The sequence below is a fragment of the Paludisphaera soli genome, assembly GCF_011064595.1.
Lineage (GTDB): Bacteria > Planctomycetota > Planctomycetia > Isosphaerales > Isosphaeraceae > Paludisphaera > Paludisphaera soli.
The window spans coordinates 115,030-130,561 of record NZ_JAALJI010000008.1 but is presented as its reverse complement, the minus strand read 5'-3'; the positions used below and the strand labels follow the sequence as shown (position 1 = coordinate 130,561).

Here is a 15,532-nt window from a genome sequence, read left to right as displayed (position 1 = left end):
CGACCTTCGGACGAATCCACGATGCGAGCCATTGGACGTCGATGAATAAGCAACTCAAGTGGGAACGTATCCAGGGTATCGTCCTCGACGCCGTGGGGACTTTAATCCAACCCACGCCTTCTGTGGCCGAGGCCTACACGCAGGCCGCCGCGCGGCAGGGGGTCGAGCTGGACCCCAAGGAGGTCAAGGGCCGGTTCAACGCGGCGTTCCGGAGCGACCTGGTGGAGGGCGAGGCCGGATTCCTGTCGACCGACGAGGGCGTCGAGCGGCGGCGATGGCGCGAGATTGTGGCCCGGGTGCTCCCCGAGGTGCCGGACCCGGACCGGGCGTTCGACGAGCTGTGGGATCATTTCGGCCGTCCCGATAACTGGAGGGTCTTCCCGGACGCTGCGCCGGCGGTCGAGGCGATCCGCGAAGCCGGGATGAAGGTCTGCATCGGCTCCAACTTCGACGGCCGGCTGCACAAGGTGGTGGCCGGGCTGCCCGAGCTGGCGGACGCGGTCGAGGTCATCGTGGTTTCCTCGGAAGTCGGCTACCGCAAGCCGCATGCGGCGTTCTTCGGGGCGGTCTGCGAGCGCCTGGGTCTGCCGGCGGATCGGGTGCTCTCGGTCGGGGACGACCTGGAGAACGACGTCGTGGGGGCGCACCGAGCGGGGCTCTCGGCCCTCTACCTGAGCCGCGAGGGGGACCCGGCCGGGCTCCCCAGCGTGCCCGACCTGACGTCGGTCGCGGCGCTTCGCGCGGCGGAAGCCTGAAGTTCGGCGGGGTCGCTGGACGATGGACGATGAGGAGCGGCGAGCGGGCCCCGACAACGGCGGCCCTCGCCCCAGGGCGGGCCCCGACTCGGCTTGCCGGACGGGCCGAGTTGGATTAGATTCCCGCTCGGCCAGGACGGCCGCCGACGGATCGGATCGCTCCCAGGGAAACGGATTTCCAGAGACCGGACTGGACGGAAGCTCGACCTCCTGATTCGTCGCCAAGTGTCCTGGTCTGCTCCTTTCAGGGAAGAAAGGAATCGCCAGTGGTCGCAACGGTCGAACAACTCGCGGCCTTGGTCAGCGGTCGCCTCGAGGGCGACGGCAACGTCCCCATCCGTTCGGCGAGGACCGTGGACGAGGCGGGCCCCGGCGACATCACGTTCATCGAGAACGAGCGGTACGCCAAGCTCCTGCGCACGTCTCCGGCGTCGGCCGCCATCGTCGGCCCGCACTTCCGGGCCAAGCGGACGCCCGTCAAGGAGCACCTGGCCGTGATCGAGGTCGACGACCCGATCGCCGCGTTCATCGCCGTGCGCAAGCACCTCAGCGGCGGCGGCAAGGCCCGCTGGGTCGGCGTCCATCCCCAGGCCTGGGTCGCCCCCACGGCCCAGGTCGGCCCCGACGCCGCCATCTACCCCTTCGCCTACGTCGGCGACCAGGCGGAGGTCGGCGAGGGCTCGACGATCCACCCCGGCGCGGTGCTCGGCGACCGCGTGAAGATCGGCCGCGACTGCGTCATTCACCCCAACGTCGTGCTCTATCCCGACGTCGTGCTGGAGGACCGGGTCGAGGTCCATTCCGGCACCGTCCTCGGGGCCGACGGCTTCGGCTACCGCCAGGTCGACGGCAAGCACGTCAAGGTCCCTCACACCGGCCGGCTCGAGGTCGGCTCCGACGTCGAAATCGGCGCCAACTGCACCGTCGACCGGGCCACCTTCGAGGCCACCCGGATCGGCGAGGGGACCAAGATCGACAACCTCGTCATGGTCGCCCACAACAACCAGATCGGCCGCCACAACCTGCTCTGCGCCCAGGTCGGCATCGCCGGCAGCTGCAAGACCGGCGACTACGTCGTCATGGCCGGCCAGGCCGGGATCAAGGACAAGACGACCATCGGCGACGGCGTCGTCATCGGCGCCCAGGCGGGCGTCCACCGCAACATCCCCAGCGGCCAGCAGGTCCTCGGCTCCCCCGCGATCCCCGTCCGCGAGCAGCGCCGGCTGTTCCAGATGATCGCCCGGCTGCCGGACATGCACAAGCAGCTCCGCGAGCTGACCGCCCAGATCGAGGCCGTCTCGGCGCTCCTGCCCATGACGCCCCATCACGACGGCACCGTCGGCGGCTTCGGCGACGCCGATGAGCCCGTCGACCCGACCGGCTTCTGAGGACTCCCCGCGCCCCCTCGGGGGCCGGGACGAACCCAGGGAGACAGGACGTTGCCCTCGCCGACCTTGCAGGAAACGAGCCGAAGCGTATCGGGGCTGGGCCTCGGACGCCTCCGCCGGGCCCCCGACCGGATCGCCCCCGACGCGCCCGTGATCGGCCTGCTGGCCGGGAGCGGCCGGTTCCCGATCCTCTTCGCCGAGGCCGCCCGCCGCCAGGGCTACGCCGTCTGCTGCGTGGGGATCCAGTACGAGGCCCCCGCCGAGCTGCGCGACCTCTGCGCCACGTTCGACGTGGCGGGCGTCGCCAAGATGGGCCGGATGATCCGCACCTTCCGCCGCCGCGGCGTGAAGGAGATCGTCATGGCGGGGAAGGTCACCAAGAACGTGATCTACACCCCCATGCGCTGGCTCCACCTCTGCCCCGACCTGCGGACGGTCCAGTGGTGGTACCGCCGCGACCGGGCCGACAACCGCGACGACTCCCTGCTTCTCTCCGTCATCGCCGAATTCGAGAGGGACGGTATGACCTTCACCTCGGCACTCGACTACGCCCCCGAACTCCTCGTCAAGGAAGGCGTCCTGACGCGCCGCGTCCCGAGCCCCGCCGAGCGCGCGGACGTCCAGTTCGGCTGGATGATGGCCAAGGAGATGGGCCGCCTGGACGTCGGCCAGTCGGTCGCGGTCAAGGAGAAGGCCACCCTGGCGATCGAGGCCATCGAGGGGACCGACCGCTGCATCGAGCGCGCCGGCCAGCTCTGCCGCGCCGGGGGCTGGACCCTCGTGAAGGTGGCCAAGCCCCAGCAGGACATGCGGTTCGACGTCCCCACCATCGGCCTGACCACCGTCGAGAACCTCCACAAGGCGGGCGGCCGGGTCCTCGCCATCGAGGCCGACCGCACCATCGTCGTCGACCAGCCGGACGTCGTCGCCCTCGCCGACCGCTACGGCATCTCCATCATCGCCGTCCGCGACGGCTTCGCCGCCTGACGAAGCCGGTCCGAGACGAGCCGGGTCCGACGGGGAAATTCCCCCGGCCCCGCGGAATCTCGTGGAGCGGGGCGGTCGGAAGCGCTAGGCTTTGTGGAGTACGGGACGCAAACCCCCGCCGAGGCCGGCGGCGTTCGCGCAGCCCCTCGGCCACTCGAAGCCAGGCCCTGCCATGAAATCCACCCCTCGACGCTCCCCCCGTCGCGGCCGGCGCGACCTCCGCCTCGAGTTCCTGGAGGGCCGGACTCTCCTCGCCGACGGGGCCCCGGGGCCGGTCTTCGAAGTCGCCGAGACGGCGACGGGGGCCTATCGGAGCGACGCGGGCGGCGGCCTCGTGACGGTCGCCTGGGAGGCCGACGACGGCTCGGGCCTGGGCATCTACGCCCGCCGATTCGACGACGGGGGCCGGCCGCTGGAAGACCCTTTCCTGGTCAATTCGGAGACGGCCGGCGACCAGTCCTCCCCCCGCCTGGCCGTCGCCCCGGGGCTCGCGATCGTGGCCTGGTGGTCCGACTCGCGCCTCTACTACCGCCGATACGACGACCAGGGGCGGCCGCTGGGCGCCGCGAGCCCGCTCATGGGAACGCTCGGGACCTCCCCCGATTTCGAGATCTTCGACCTGGACGACGAGGGGTTCACGGTCTACTCCCGGGGCTTTCAGCTCCGCCGCTACGGCCTCGACGGCGCGCCTCAGGCCGTGCGGACGCTCTCCTCGGACCTGGAAGGCTGGACGACGGTGGAGTCGACCGACCCGGCCCGCGCGGCGGTCGGCTTCGGCGAGAACACGGTCGTCACCTGGTCTCGCTATCGCGCCCGCGAGCAGGCGAGGGTCACGGTCTACGACGCGCAGCTCGTGGCCGCCTACCTCTCCCCCGAATTCGAGAGCCGGACGTTCGTCGTCGCCGACGAGGTCGGGCTCCCCTCCCTGGACGAGGCGACCGGGCTGGACCCCGGGGTCCGCGACGCGGGGACCGGCGGCCCCCCCCTGTACATCGGCGGGGCCCTGCTCGTGACCTGGCGGGACGGGTCCACGCACGGGCCGGTGATCCGGGGCCGCGAGCTGCTCCAGGGCCGCTACGGCTCGTTCGGCGAGCTGACCCCGGGGGGGGACGTCCTGCAGTTCTCGGACGAGTCCGGGGGCGTCCCCACGGCGGTCTCCGGGGTCGGCGAGCTGAAGGTGCATTTCGTCCGGCCTGCGGGGGCCGGTGGTCCCGCGGAGAGCTACCTCCGGACCTGGACCGCCCATCGGGCGTACCCCTCGATCCCCAGCGCCTGGCAGGCGGGCTCGCGCATCGCCACGCCGGAGGCCCGGCGGGCCTCGTCGCGTTCGTTCACGATCCAGCCGACCGCCCTCGACGAGTCGTGGCTCATGCACGTCGACGCGTCGGGCGAGGTGTTCGCCCAGCGCCTCCCGTCGACCGAGGAGGCCCTGCGCGCCTGGTCGATCGACGTGACCGAGTCCGTCGGTCGGGCGGTCGTGGGGATCTCCCGCACCGGGGACCTGTCGCAGCCCCTCAGCGTCCATTACGAGACGGCCGACCCGGGCGGCGGGATGTCCGGCCCCCCGGCGGCGATTCCGGGCGTCGATTACACGCCGGTCTCGGGCGTGATCGTCCTCGAGGCCGGCCAGTCCCGGGCGACGGTCGAAGTCCCGATCCGCGACGACGACGCCTCGAACGGCGAGCGCCGCTTCCGGCTGGTCGCCACCGCTCCGACGAGCGGCCTCGCGGCGTCCGCGGTCGTCACCATCGTCGACGACGAGCCCGGCCCGGCCCGGGGGGACCTGACCCTGTTCGACTACGGCCCCTCCGGACTCTGGAGCCTCGACGACGCCGGCGCCTGGCGGCGTCTGGCCGCGCTCGACCCGACTCGCGTGCTCGCCCTCCCCGGGGGGGCGGCCGTCGCCGACTTCGGCGCCGAGGGCCTGTGGGCCCGGGGCGGAGATTCGGCATGGCGGCGGATCAACGACGTCTCGCCCGAGGCCATGATCCAAGGGGCGGGCCGCGCCTTCCTGGACTTCGGGCCCCGCGGGCTCTGGTCCTGGTCGGAGTCGGAAGGCTGGGCCCACCTGAATGACGTCGACCCGCGGGCGATGACCGGCGACGACCGGTCGCTCTACGTCGACTTCACACGCGGCGGCCTGTGGGCCTGGACCCCGACTGGCGGATACGCGGCGATCAGCCCGGACGGGCCGCATCCCGAGGCCATGACGAGCCACGGAGGGGTCGTCTACCTGGACTACGGGTCGTCCGGCCTCTGGAGCTGGGGAGCGGGCGGCGGCTGGACCTGGATCAACGGGGCCGACCCGGAGGCCCTGGTCGCCGGCGCGGGGGGCCTCTTCGTGGATTACGGGCCGCACGGTGTCTGGACGTGGGACGCCGCGGGCGAGGCGTCCCGGCTGACCCCCGCCGACGCCCGCTCGCTGGCGATCGCCGACGGCTCGCTCTTCGCGAGCTTCGACGCTGGCGGCCTCCGCCGTTGGACGGCCTCGGGGGGCTGGACCCAGCTCAACGGCGTCGCGCCGACCCTCGTGAAGACGTCGCCCGGCGCGCCCGACGCGATCCTCGACTACGGCCCCCAGGGCGTCTGGCGTTGGGATCCTACATCCGGCTGGAAGAGGATCAACGACCTCTCCCCCACCTCGCTCGTCCGCGTCTAATCCCCGGACGCGTCTTCGGATCACGACATCCCCCCGGCCTGGCCGCCCCGAGAGGCGGCTCTCGCCTCGCAAGCACGCCCGAAGGCTTCACCTGGATTTTTAGGTGAGGCCCTTGACGGACGTCGTGGGTATGGCCACAATCCACCTAACTTAATAAGTCAGGTGGGAGGGGAGCCATGTCCGAGACGGATCCGAGTCCGAGGGAGCTGGACGTCCTCAAGGCGCTCTGGGAGTTGGGCTCCGGGAGCGTGCGAGAGGTGCACCAGCGGATGTGTCCGGGGGGCGAGCTGGCGTTCAACACGATCCAGACGCTGTTGCGGATCATGGAGACGAAGGGGCTCGTGAAGCATCGGGCCGACGGGCGGGTCTTCGTGTACGAGCCGACGTACAGCCGCGATCGGGTGACCTCGCGGCTTTTGCATCGGACGTTCGACGGCGCGCTCGACCAGGTCGTGCTCAGCCTCTTGCAGGTCAAGGACGCGAGCGAGGCCGAGCTTCGCGAGCTGGAGCGGCTGATCGCGGCGGCGCGGGAGCGGAAGGCGGCGGGCGGCGACTCCTCGAAGGGAGGCTGACATGGACTGGCAAATCCTGGAATCGCCCCGGCCGGCGGAAGCCGCACTCGGGGCCCTGATCGTCCTGGCGGCGGGGAGCCTGGCCGTCCGCCTCAGCCGGCAGCCGGTGCGACGCGCCCGGCTCGCCGTCCTGACCCTGCTGGGGGCGGCCGTGCTCCCCGGCCTGGCCGCCCTCCCCTACGTCCCCCGATGGTCGGTCGGGCTTTGGCCGGCCTCGGGTGCTGGGTCGATCGCTCGCCAGGGCGAAACGCCGTCCGCCTCGGTCCGGATGGGGCCCACGGACGGGGCTTATTCGAGGGCGTCGCCGAACATCGTCGAGCGATCCGAGGCGTACCCGCCAACGGCAGGGCCCCTCGCCGCTCGGCCGGCACCGATCCCGCTCCCCGCGATCCCGTTCACCGCTCCTTCCTGGCGGGGCATCGCGATCGGGGCTTACGCGTTCGCGGCGGCCGGATGGGCCGCGTGGTGGCTGATCGGACAGGTCGCCCTGTGGCGGGTCGCGAGGTCGGCGCGGGCGGTCTCGCCGAGGGTCCGCGACGTCTTCCGCGAACTGGCGGGGCCCGACGGCGAGGGAGTTCGGCTGCTGGAGAGCGACCGGATCGCCCTGCCCTTCACCTACACCTGGGCCCGGCCGGTGATCCTGCTCCCCTCGGCGATGGCCGACGCATCCGAGGCGCGGGCCCTTCGCTACGCCCTGGCGCACGAGTGGTCGCACGTCGCCCGCCGCGACGCGGTGGCGTGGAACCTCGCCGGCCTGGCGGGGCTGGTCCTGCTCTATCAGCCGCTCTACTGGTGGCTCCGGCGTCAGCTGCGGATCAGCCAGGACCACCTGGCCGACGCCCGCGCCGCGGCCTCGGGCTCGGCCGAGGACTACGCCGCGTTCCTCGTGAGTCTAACGCGAGCCCACGGAGGCGGACCGTCGTGGGCCGCCCTGGGGATCGGCGACCGTCGTTCGAACCTGTATCGGAGGATCGTCATGCTCGTGCAGGACCGTGAACCGCTGGAGACGCGCTGTCGAGCCGCTTGGACCCTGGCCGTCGCCCTCGCGGCGGCCGTCGTCCTGGTCGCCGCCTCGGGCCTCCGCCTCGACGCCGCGCCCGCCGGAGAACCTCTCGCGAAGGAGGCGTTGGTGCAGGACGAGCCGAAACCGGCCGAGACACCGAAGCCGGCCGGCGAGACGCTGAACTACAAGGGGACCGTGAAGGACAAGGACACCGGCCAGCCCATCGCCGGGGCCGTCGTGACGGTCGGGCGGTCGATCCTGTCCGGCCAGGGGAACCGAATTCTCGAAGAAACCCGGCACACGACCGCCGAGGACGGGACGTACGCCTTCACGATCCCCCCCGAGCAGACGGCCGAGCGCCTGCTCTACATCGACCTGAACGTGGAACATCCCGACTACGCCACCCGCGCCGGGGTCGGCTACTCCCTGGGGATGATCCGCAAGAACGAGGGGCTGGGCGAGCGGCCATTCTTCGAGATGGTGGAGCTGCGCCCGGCGAAGCCGATCACCGGCAAGGTCGAGACGCCCGAGGGGGGACCGGCCGGAGGGGTCGAGGTCCTCGCCTACTCCAGGACGGTCAAGGTCCCTCCCGAGCAGATCCAATACGCCCAGCAGATCGGATACGGCTCGTTCGCGCGGACGAAGACGGCCGCCGACGGGAGCTTTCGCCTGCCGATCACCACCCCCGGCGACGGCGTGTTCTGGATCCTCCCGGAATCGTTCGCGCCGGAGATGCACGTCCTCGCCGGCGGCCGACGCGGCGACCTGGGGGCGTTCCGCCTGAAGGTCGGCGTGAAGCTCTCCGGCCGGGCCGTGAACACCGAAGGCGGCCCGGTAGCCGGCCTCCTGCTCGAAGCTCGACGCGGGCGAGGCGAGGTCCTGGGCCGCTTGGGGGTCGCCGACGCGATCACGCGGACGACTGAGACCGACGCCGATGGCCGGTTTGCGTTCGCCCCCCTGCCCCCCGGAAGATACGAGATCCAGGCTACGGATTACGACGCCCGGCAGCCGAAGTCGGCCGGCTGGTCGCGTCGCGAGATTCCCGGCGTCTTCCCGACGATGAGCGCGAGGATCCCGGAAGGAGCGCCGCCCCTCGAGATCGACCTGCGCGAGGTGCCTCACGTCGTCGTGGAAGCTGGCTGGGTCGACAGCCAGGGTCGCCCGAGGTCCGGCTGGAGCAGCTTCTTCTGGGGGCGGCTGGACGAGACGTTCTGGATCAGCCAGACGCACCCCGACCTGCAGGGGCGGTTCACCGTGAAGGCCCCGCTCGGCCTCAAGGAGGCCCAGTTCGACTTCATGACGAACGAGCACGCGTCGGCCCTCTATCGGATGGCACCAGACGCGCCGCTTCAGGAGGGACGCGCCGTTCAGCTCGGGACTCTAGAGCGCGACGTCAAGGGGATCGAGATCGTCCGCTACGACTCGCCGGTCGTCGTGATCAACGCCGTCGATAAGGACGGCCGCCACGTCGAGGGCTTCCGGGCGGTCGCGGAGTACGTCGGCGACGAGGTGGGCGAGGAACGACACATCTACCTCTCGGGCGGCAAGCGGAAGACCGAGTCGATCCAGGACGAGCAGAACGACGGCCGCTATCGCACCACGCAGATGCTCCCCGATCGCGAGGTCAAGGTCACCGCGACCGCCGGGGGCTTCCAACCGGCGAGCCGGACCTTGAAGCTCGCCGAAGGCCAAGTCGAGGAGGTGACGCTGGTCCTAGAGCCGCAGTGACGGAGCGGCCGACCCGTCGCGATCGCTCGCGTCGCCGCCCGGGCTTGATCGCGGGCGGCGGCGGGGAGCGGCCAGGCGGGAGGGGCTGTCGTGGTGAGGCAGGGGCGTCGCCTGGTGCCGTACCGATTCCGCCGCCCAACTTTTACGAGTCTCCTTTTCGGCGGAGTGGCCTCGTGACGGCGTCCTCTCGCCTGCCGATCCGGCCACAAGACGCAAGGAGATCCTCGGATAATGCGAAGGTCTCCATAAGCTCGTCGAAATGAACGCCGTAATCTCTCTTGCCATCGGCATCGGGGTCGCTCATTCCAACCACCATGCCTTCCTTGTGGATGAGGTCTTGACGAATGCGAGGTACTTTCGCCATGACTCGAACGATCTCATAAAATTGAAATTTGCTCTCCATAATCATCCTCGAATCGGAGGTTCTTGAGGGGACGGCTCGTTGGCCCGACGCGATCCCGAGACGTTGACGTCGATCGACCTGCAACGCGACGGTATGCGGCCGAACTCCTGGAGGGCGGCCTCTCATCGAGCCACCTTCGAGCCGGGCCGGGCGCGATCCGATCGATCATAGACGCGGGAGTCGTCCCAGTAACGCCTCGTCCGGGACGACGGATTCCTTCGCGGGTGGAACCCTCATCGACGCCTCGCCACGGCCGAGCAGTCGAGCCAGCATCGACGGACGTTGCAAGTCCGCAGGGGCCAACCACCACGGTCGCCACACGTCGTCCTTGTACCGCACGAGGATTCCGTATCGATCCGCTTCCCGCCATTTCACGTCGGCCTCGATGTATCCGTCGCCGTCGTGGTCATAGTTCCCGCCCAGGTCCAGATCCTCGTCCCCAATGAAAGGGGGCTCTTCGTCAACGAAGAGCTTGGACCGATACCAGGAAAGGGCTTCGATTCCCGAACGATCTTCGGCGAACAGGCAGAAACCCAGGGCGTCTTCGTCGAAAGGCCCGACAGTGACCACCACCCAATCCGAAGGAGCGATCAATCCCCAAATCAAGAAGCCCAGGCCCGTGACGAGGACGATCACGAAGAGGCAGCCACGCCTCAGCCATCTTCGCCTGGCCGACAATTCCGTCGGTCGCCCCCGAGCATTGTTCATGCTTGGACCACCTCTCGGGTCACAATCGCCGTTGCTCGTACGCCACGCACCTGGCCAATGCTACCGTACAGAATGGCCCTCGGGCGGCCTCTTCATCGACATAAGCCTCGATCCGACACCGGCGTCTCCGGTCGAAATGGACGTTCTTTCACGGTATCCTCACCTCCAGGCGGCGGGCCTGGCTTGAGACGATGGGTCGGGGCGGGGGTGGACGTCATGAGTCTGCGATGGGGATTGCTGGGCTGTGCGCGGATCTGCCGTCGGGGCTTGATCCCGGGGATCCGGGCGTCGGAGTCGGGGACGCTGGCCGCGTTGGCGAGTCGGAGCGGGGATCAGGCGAAGGCCTGGGCCGCGGAGTTCGGCATCCCGAAGGCTTACGCGTCGTATGAGGAATTGCTCGCGGATCCGGAGATCGACGCGGTCTACATCCCGCTGCCGAACGAGCTGCACAAGCCCTGGTCCGAGAAGGCGGCCGACGCGGGGAAGCACGTGCTTTGCGAGAAGCCGCTAGCGCTGGACGCCGACGAGGCGCGGGCGATGGCCGAGCACTGCCGGTCGCGCGGGGTCTTGCTGATGGAAGCGTTCATGTGGCGGCACCAGCCCCGCACGCACGCGGTCCGGAAGCTGGTGGACGACGGCGCGATCGGCGAGCTTCGGCAGGTCCGCGCGACGTTCTCGTTCCCGATCGATCCGGGCGACTGGCGGCTCGACCCGAAACGCGGAGGCGGGCCGATGTGGGACGTCGGCTGCTACGGCGTGAACGCGGCCCGGCTGTTCGCGAAGGGGGAGCCGACGCGGGTCGAGGCGGTCGGCCGGCTGGCCCCGAACGGCGTGGACCTGACCGTCGCGGCCGTCTTGCAGTTCCCGGGCGACGTGCTGGCGACCGTCGATTGCAGCTTCGAACAGCCGTTTCAGTGCGTGTATGAACTGGTCGGCAGCCGGGGCGTCCTGACCGTCCCCGACGGCTTCCTGCCGCCGGTCGAGGGCCCCGGCGCCACCCTCCGCACGATGGCCGCGCCGAGCGACGTGGCGGCGTCCGACGATCGGACCGAGTCGCTGACGTTCCCCGCCGTCGACCAGTACGCCGCGATGGTCGACGCCTTCGACCGCTCCGTCGCCGCCGGCGCTCTTGAAGCCCCGGCCGAAGACGGCGTCGCGCAGATGCGCGTCCTCGACGCGGTCCTGCGAGGCGTGAAGGCGCGGTAAGGACGATCACCGCGAGGGCGGCCCACGGGCCGCTTGTGAGACGGCCCCCCGCCGCGGAAAATGCTCGACGTCGCTTCCGAGCCCGTTCCCGATCCGAGGGGGTCGTTCGATGAGCAGTGCAGCCCTGAAGGTCATCGCCGAAGCGACGGAGGAGTACGGTCCGCAGTTCGCGGACCCGGAGACGCTGCGTCTGGGCGAGCTCGGCCTGCACGTCCGAGTGCGCGCCGTCAAGGGGCATGACGAGGCGGGCGGCGTCTTCATCGGCCTGTTCGACGCCTCCGAGGACGCCCGACGCCGGGGCATCGGCGTCACGTGCGTGGGGCTCCCGCCGGAGAGCATCAAGGACGCGGCGGCCAACTGGTGCCTGGGCGTGCTGCCGGTACTCGCCCGCTGGAAGGGGGGCCATTCCTGCCTCGTCGCCGCGGATTCGTTCCTCGCCCCGTCCGGCCGGTTCGACGTGATCGCCGGCCCGGTCGTCAGCCGAGGCGAGTGCGACGGGGGGACGCACCCGGAGGTGGGGGCCTTCCTCGCGATGCTCGGCGGGCCGCTGGCGCGGGCGAAGCTCAAGCGGCGGCTGCACTGGCTGGAGAGCTTCGTGATCCGCACGGCGGACGGCTCGATCGACGCCACCTGCCGCCTCGACAACAAGGACTGGGCCCCGGGCCGTCGGATCCTCGCGGACGATGCGAGCCGGTGGCCGGGCGCGACCGCGAGCTACGATTCGCGCCGCCAGTTCCACCTGTTCGTCCCCGAGGGCGGCGAGGTGGAACGCTCGTCGCTCTGGGCGCGGCTGTTCGGCCGGGCCTAGGCGGGGGGCCGGGCCCGATCAGCGATGCATCTGCCCTCGTCCGACGGCTTCGAAGGCGTTGCGGAGGTGTTCGATGGTCGGCTCGCCGTCGTCGTCGGGCCAGAGGACGGAGACGACGTCGAAGCGGGACGGGTGTTCGAGGAGCTTGTAACGCTTGAGGAAGTGGAGCGCGGCGAGGGTCAGCCGGCGCTGCTTTTCGAGGGTGACCGCCTCGGCGGGGACGCCGCGGCGGCGGGCCTTGACCTCGACGAAGACGAGGACGTCGCCGTCGCGCGCGACGAGGTCGATCTCGCCGTGCGCGGTACGGTAGCCGCGGCGGAGGACGCGCAGGCCCTCGCGCCTCAGGTGACGGGCGGCCGCGCGCTCGCCGCGATCGCCGAAGGCCCGGTTGAGCAGGGCGCGGAGGATCGGGTTCATGGCCTCATTTTACGCCGAGGCTGCGCTCGATGTCGCGGGCTTCCTCGCTCAGGCCGCCGGAGAGCCGGCTGTTCTTGAAGAACGGCGTCGGGTTCTTGGCGGTGGAGTCGATGCCGGGGACCTTGGATCCGGAGAAGTCGACGGCCTCGGGCTGGTCGACCGACCGGGCCTCGACGGGCTCGGCGGCCTCGGCCCGCTTGCGGGACGAGGGCCGCAGGGTGTCGCAGCCCGTCGCGAGGGTCGCGCAGGCGGTCAGAAGAATCGCCGGGCCGAGTGTGCGTCGCCGCATGGCCATGTCATCCTTGTCTTGGGCGAGCCGGGCCCCGGGCGGTTCGGACGACCGTCGCGGCGGGCGGATCGCTGTCCTGATCTTCACGACGGCCGAGGGCGTGGGCCCGCGACGGGTCGTCCTTGCGAAATGGCGGCCTACAATGCGCCGGGCCCGCGATCCCGTCCAGATCAAACGGGGCGTCGCGGCTGGGCAACATGAGGAGAGGCCGCTTACTTGGTGCCGAAACGGTACGGTATACTCCTGTTCGGAGTGATGCGTGCAGCCGAGGATCGTCGGTGTAGGGGGGAGCGATTCATGGGTGCCAATTCGGCCCTGACGGCGAAGTTCGGGTCGGGCGACGTCAAGGTCGGGGTGATCGGCCTGGGATACGTGGGGCTGCCGCTGGCCCGCGCGTTCATCGAGAAGGGGGTCTCGGTCCTGGGGTTCGACGTCGATCCGGCCAAGGTCGCCAAGCTCCGCGAGGGCCGCAGCTACATCGGCCACATCGACTCCCAAGTCGTCGCCGCCATGCGGGCGAAGGGGTTCGACGCCACGACCGACTTCGGCCGGCTCGACGAGCCCGACGCGATCCTGATCTGCGTGCCGACCCCCCTGAGCGAGTCGCGCGACCCCGACCTGGGCTACGTCGAGGCCTCGGCCCGCGCGATCGCCGCCCGGCTGCGGCCGGGGCAGCTGGTCGTGCTGGAGAGCACGACCTACCCCGGCACCACCCGCGACGTGGTCCTGCCGATCCTGGCCGAGTCCGGCCTCCGCCCCGGCGAGGACTTCCTGCTGGCGTACAGCCCCGAGCGCGAGGACCCCGGCAACCCCGACTTCTCGGCGCCGACGATCCCCAAAGTGGTCGGCGGGCTCGACGAGGCCAGCCGCGAGGCGGCCGTCGCCCTCTACTCCCGGATCGTCGTGAGCGTGGTGCCGGTGTCGACGGTCGAGGTCGCCGAGGCCTGCAAGATCCTGGAGAACACCTACCGCGCCGTGAACATCGCCCTGGTCAACGAGCTGAAGGTGCTCTACGACCGGATGGGCGTGGACGTCTGGGAGGTGATCGCGGCTGCCAAGACCAAGCCGTTCGGCTTCCAGGCGTTCTACCCCGGGCCCGGCCTGGGGGGGCACTGCATCCCGATCGACCCGTTCTACCTGACGTGGGTCGCCCGCAAGCACGGCCTAGCCACGCGGTTCATCGAGCTGGCCGGCGAGATCAACACGTCGATGCCCGCGTACGTTGTCGGCCGGATCGCCGACGCGCTCAACGACCTGGGCAAGCCGGTGCGCGGCAGCAAGGTCACGATCCTGGGCATGGCCTACAAGAAGGACGTCGACGACCCCCGCGAGTCGCCCGGGTTCGAGCTGATGGAGCTTTTGATGCACAAGGGGGCCGAGGTCGACTACAACGACCCCCACATCCCGACCCTGCCGCCCATGCGGAAATATCCCGACCTGAACATGTCCAGCCGCGAACTGACCCCGGAATACGTCCGCTCGCGCGACGTGCTGCTGATCGTCACCGATCATTCCGCCTACGACTGGCCCGGCCTCGTCGCCGAAGCGGCCCTCATCGTCGACACCCGCGGCGCGCTCCGGGGCTTGTCGGGCGGCCGCGCGAAGATCGTGCGGGCGTGACGCCGGGCCGCCTTCTTCCCTTTTGAGGACTGCATGAGTCGAACCGAGAATGAACTGATCCTCGTCACCGGCGGCGCCGGGTTCATCGGCTCCCACCTCGTCGAGGCCTTGCTGGCCGAAGGACATCGCGTCCGCGTGCTCGACGACCTGTCGACCGGCCGGGCGTCGAACCTTGAACCGGTACGCGAGCGCGTCGAGCTGATCGAGGCGAGCGCGTCCGACTTCTCGGCCTGCGAGCGCGCCGTCGAGGGGGCCGCGTACGTCTTCCACGAGGCGGCGATCCCCAGCGTGCCCCGGTCGGTGGCCGAGCCGCTCCCCTCGCACGCGAGCGGGCCGACGGCGACGCTCAACGTGCTGGAGGCCTCGCGACGGGCCGGCGTACGGCGGGTGATGTTCGCCGCGTCCAGCAGCGCGTACGGCGAGTCCGCGACGCTGCCGAAGGTCGAGACGATGGTCCCGGACCCGCTCAGCCCGTACGCCGCGGGGAAGCTCGCCGGGGAGCACTACGTCCGGGTCTACGCGCGGACGATGGGGCTGGACGCCGTGAGCCTGCGCTACTTCAACGTCTTCGGGCCGCGGCAGGACCCGTCGAGCCCGTACTCGGGCGTGATCTCGCTGTTCATCAAGGCGATGTCGCGCGGCGAGCGGCCGAGGATCTACGGCGACGGGCTCCAGACGCGCGACTTCACCTACGTCGCCGACGCGGTGCGGGCGAACCTGCTGGCGATGCGGCGGGAGGCGCCGATCCAGGGCCGGGCGTTCAACGTCGGCGGCGGCAGGCGGGTCAGCCTGCTCGACCTGGTCGCCGCGCTCAACCAGATCCTGGGGACGGACCTGGAGCCCGAGCTGCTCCCGCCCCGCGCGGGGGACGTGCGCGATTCGCTCGCCGGGTTGGAGCTGATCGAGCGGGAGCTGGGGTACAGGCCCTCGGTCGACTTCGCCGAAGGCCTGCGACGCACGGTGGCCTCATTCGACGAGGCCTGACGCCC

The 15,532-nt window shown here is 70.5% G+C and carries 13 protein-coding genes; 10 read left to right on the top strand and 3 right to left on the bottom strand.

What is annotated here, in order from left to right:
• Window positions 1-41: 41 nt before the first annotated feature.
• The 6 genes from G6O68_RS12895 to G6O68_RS12870 all read left to right on the top strand — a co-directional run bounded on the left by G6O68_RS12895 (window position 42) and on the right by G6O68_RS12870 (window position 9,092).
• Complete coding sequence (locus G6O68_RS12895; RefSeq protein WP_165248334.1) at window positions 42-755, top strand: HAD family hydrolase; 714 nt, start codon at window positions 42-44, stop codon at window positions 753-755.
• A 266-nt stretch (window positions 756-1,021) separates the two neighbouring features.
• Window positions 1,022-2,143: a UDP-3-O-(3-hydroxymyristoyl)glucosamine N-acyltransferase gene (gene lpxD, locus G6O68_RS12890; RefSeq protein WP_165248332.1), complete on the top strand. Its 1,122-nt coding sequence runs from the start codon at window positions 1,022-1,024 to the stop codon at window positions 2,141-2,143.
• Window positions 2,144-2,239: 96 nt separating this feature from the next.
• Entirely contained in the window at window positions 2,240-3,130 is an 891-nt protein-coding gene (locus G6O68_RS12885; RefSeq protein ID WP_165248559.1) for a UDP-2,3-diacylglucosamine diphosphatase LpxI domain-containing protein, read from the top strand.
• Between the two features lie 172 nt (window positions 3,131-3,302).
• On the top strand, window positions 3,303-5,789 hold the full coding sequence (locus tag G6O68_RS12880) for a Calx-beta domain-containing protein (RefSeq protein WP_165248330.1): 2,487 nt from the start codon (window positions 3,303-3,305) through the stop codon (window positions 5,787-5,789).
• Window positions 5,790-5,965: 176 nt separating this feature from the next.
• A complete protein-coding gene (locus G6O68_RS12875) occupies window positions 5,966-6,361 on the top strand; it encodes a BlaI/MecI/CopY family transcriptional regulator (protein WP_165248328.1) in 396 nt (131 codons plus the stop codon).
• Between the two features lies 1 nt (window position 6,362).
• Window positions 6,363-9,092: a M56 family metallopeptidase gene (locus G6O68_RS12870; RefSeq protein WP_165248326.1), complete on the top strand. Its 2,730-nt coding sequence runs from the start codon at window positions 6,363-6,365 to the stop codon at window positions 9,090-9,092.
• Between the two features lie 568 nt (window positions 9,093-9,660).
• On the opposite strand, the gene G6O68_RS12860 is transcribed toward G6O68_RS12870, so the two are convergent.
• A complete protein-coding gene (locus G6O68_RS12860; RefSeq protein ID WP_165248322.1) occupies window positions 9,661-10,203 on the bottom strand; it encodes a hypothetical protein in 543 nt (180 codons plus the stop codon).
• 216 nt (window positions 10,204-10,419) lie between these two features.
• Between G6O68_RS12860 and G6O68_RS12855 the strand changes: the two genes are divergently transcribed.
• Both G6O68_RS12855 and G6O68_RS12850 read left to right on the top strand, forming a co-directional pair.
• A complete protein-coding gene (locus G6O68_RS12855) occupies window positions 10,420-11,409 on the top strand; it encodes a Gfo/Idh/MocA family protein (RefSeq protein WP_165248320.1) in 990 nt (329 codons plus the stop codon).
• Between the two features lie 109 nt (window positions 11,410-11,518).
• Window positions 11,519-12,217, top strand: a complete 699-nt coding sequence (locus tag G6O68_RS12850) for a DUF6348 family protein (protein ID WP_165248318.1) — start codon at window positions 11,519-11,521, stop codon at window positions 12,215-12,217.
• 18 nt (window positions 12,218-12,235) lie between these two features.
• Here the strand turns inward: G6O68_RS12850 and G6O68_RS12845 are convergent, their stop codons facing one another.
• The gene (locus tag G6O68_RS12845; protein ID WP_165248316.1) at window positions 12,236-12,634 is read right to left on the bottom strand and encodes a YraN family protein; all 399 of its coding nucleotides are present in this window, start codon (window positions 12,632-12,634) and stop codon (window positions 12,236-12,238) included.
• Window positions 12,635-12,638: 4 nt separating this feature from the next.
• Entirely contained in the window at window positions 12,639-12,923 is a 285-nt protein-coding gene (locus G6O68_RS12840) for a hypothetical protein (RefSeq protein ID WP_165248314.1), read from the bottom strand.
• Window positions 12,924-13,220: 297 nt separating this feature from the next.
• On the opposite strand from G6O68_RS12840, the gene G6O68_RS12835 reads away from it, so the two are divergent.
• On the top strand, window positions 13,221-14,543 hold the full coding sequence (locus tag G6O68_RS12835) for a nucleotide sugar dehydrogenase (RefSeq protein ID WP_165248312.1): 1,323 nt from the start codon (window positions 13,221-13,223) through the stop codon (window positions 14,541-14,543).
• 33 nt (window positions 14,544-14,576) lie between these two features.
• Window positions 14,577-15,527: an SDR family oxidoreductase gene (locus G6O68_RS12830; protein ID WP_165248310.1), complete on the top strand. Its 951-nt coding sequence runs from the start codon at window positions 14,577-14,579 to the stop codon at window positions 15,525-15,527.
• The last annotated feature ends 5 nt before the right edge of the window (window positions 15,528-15,532 follow it).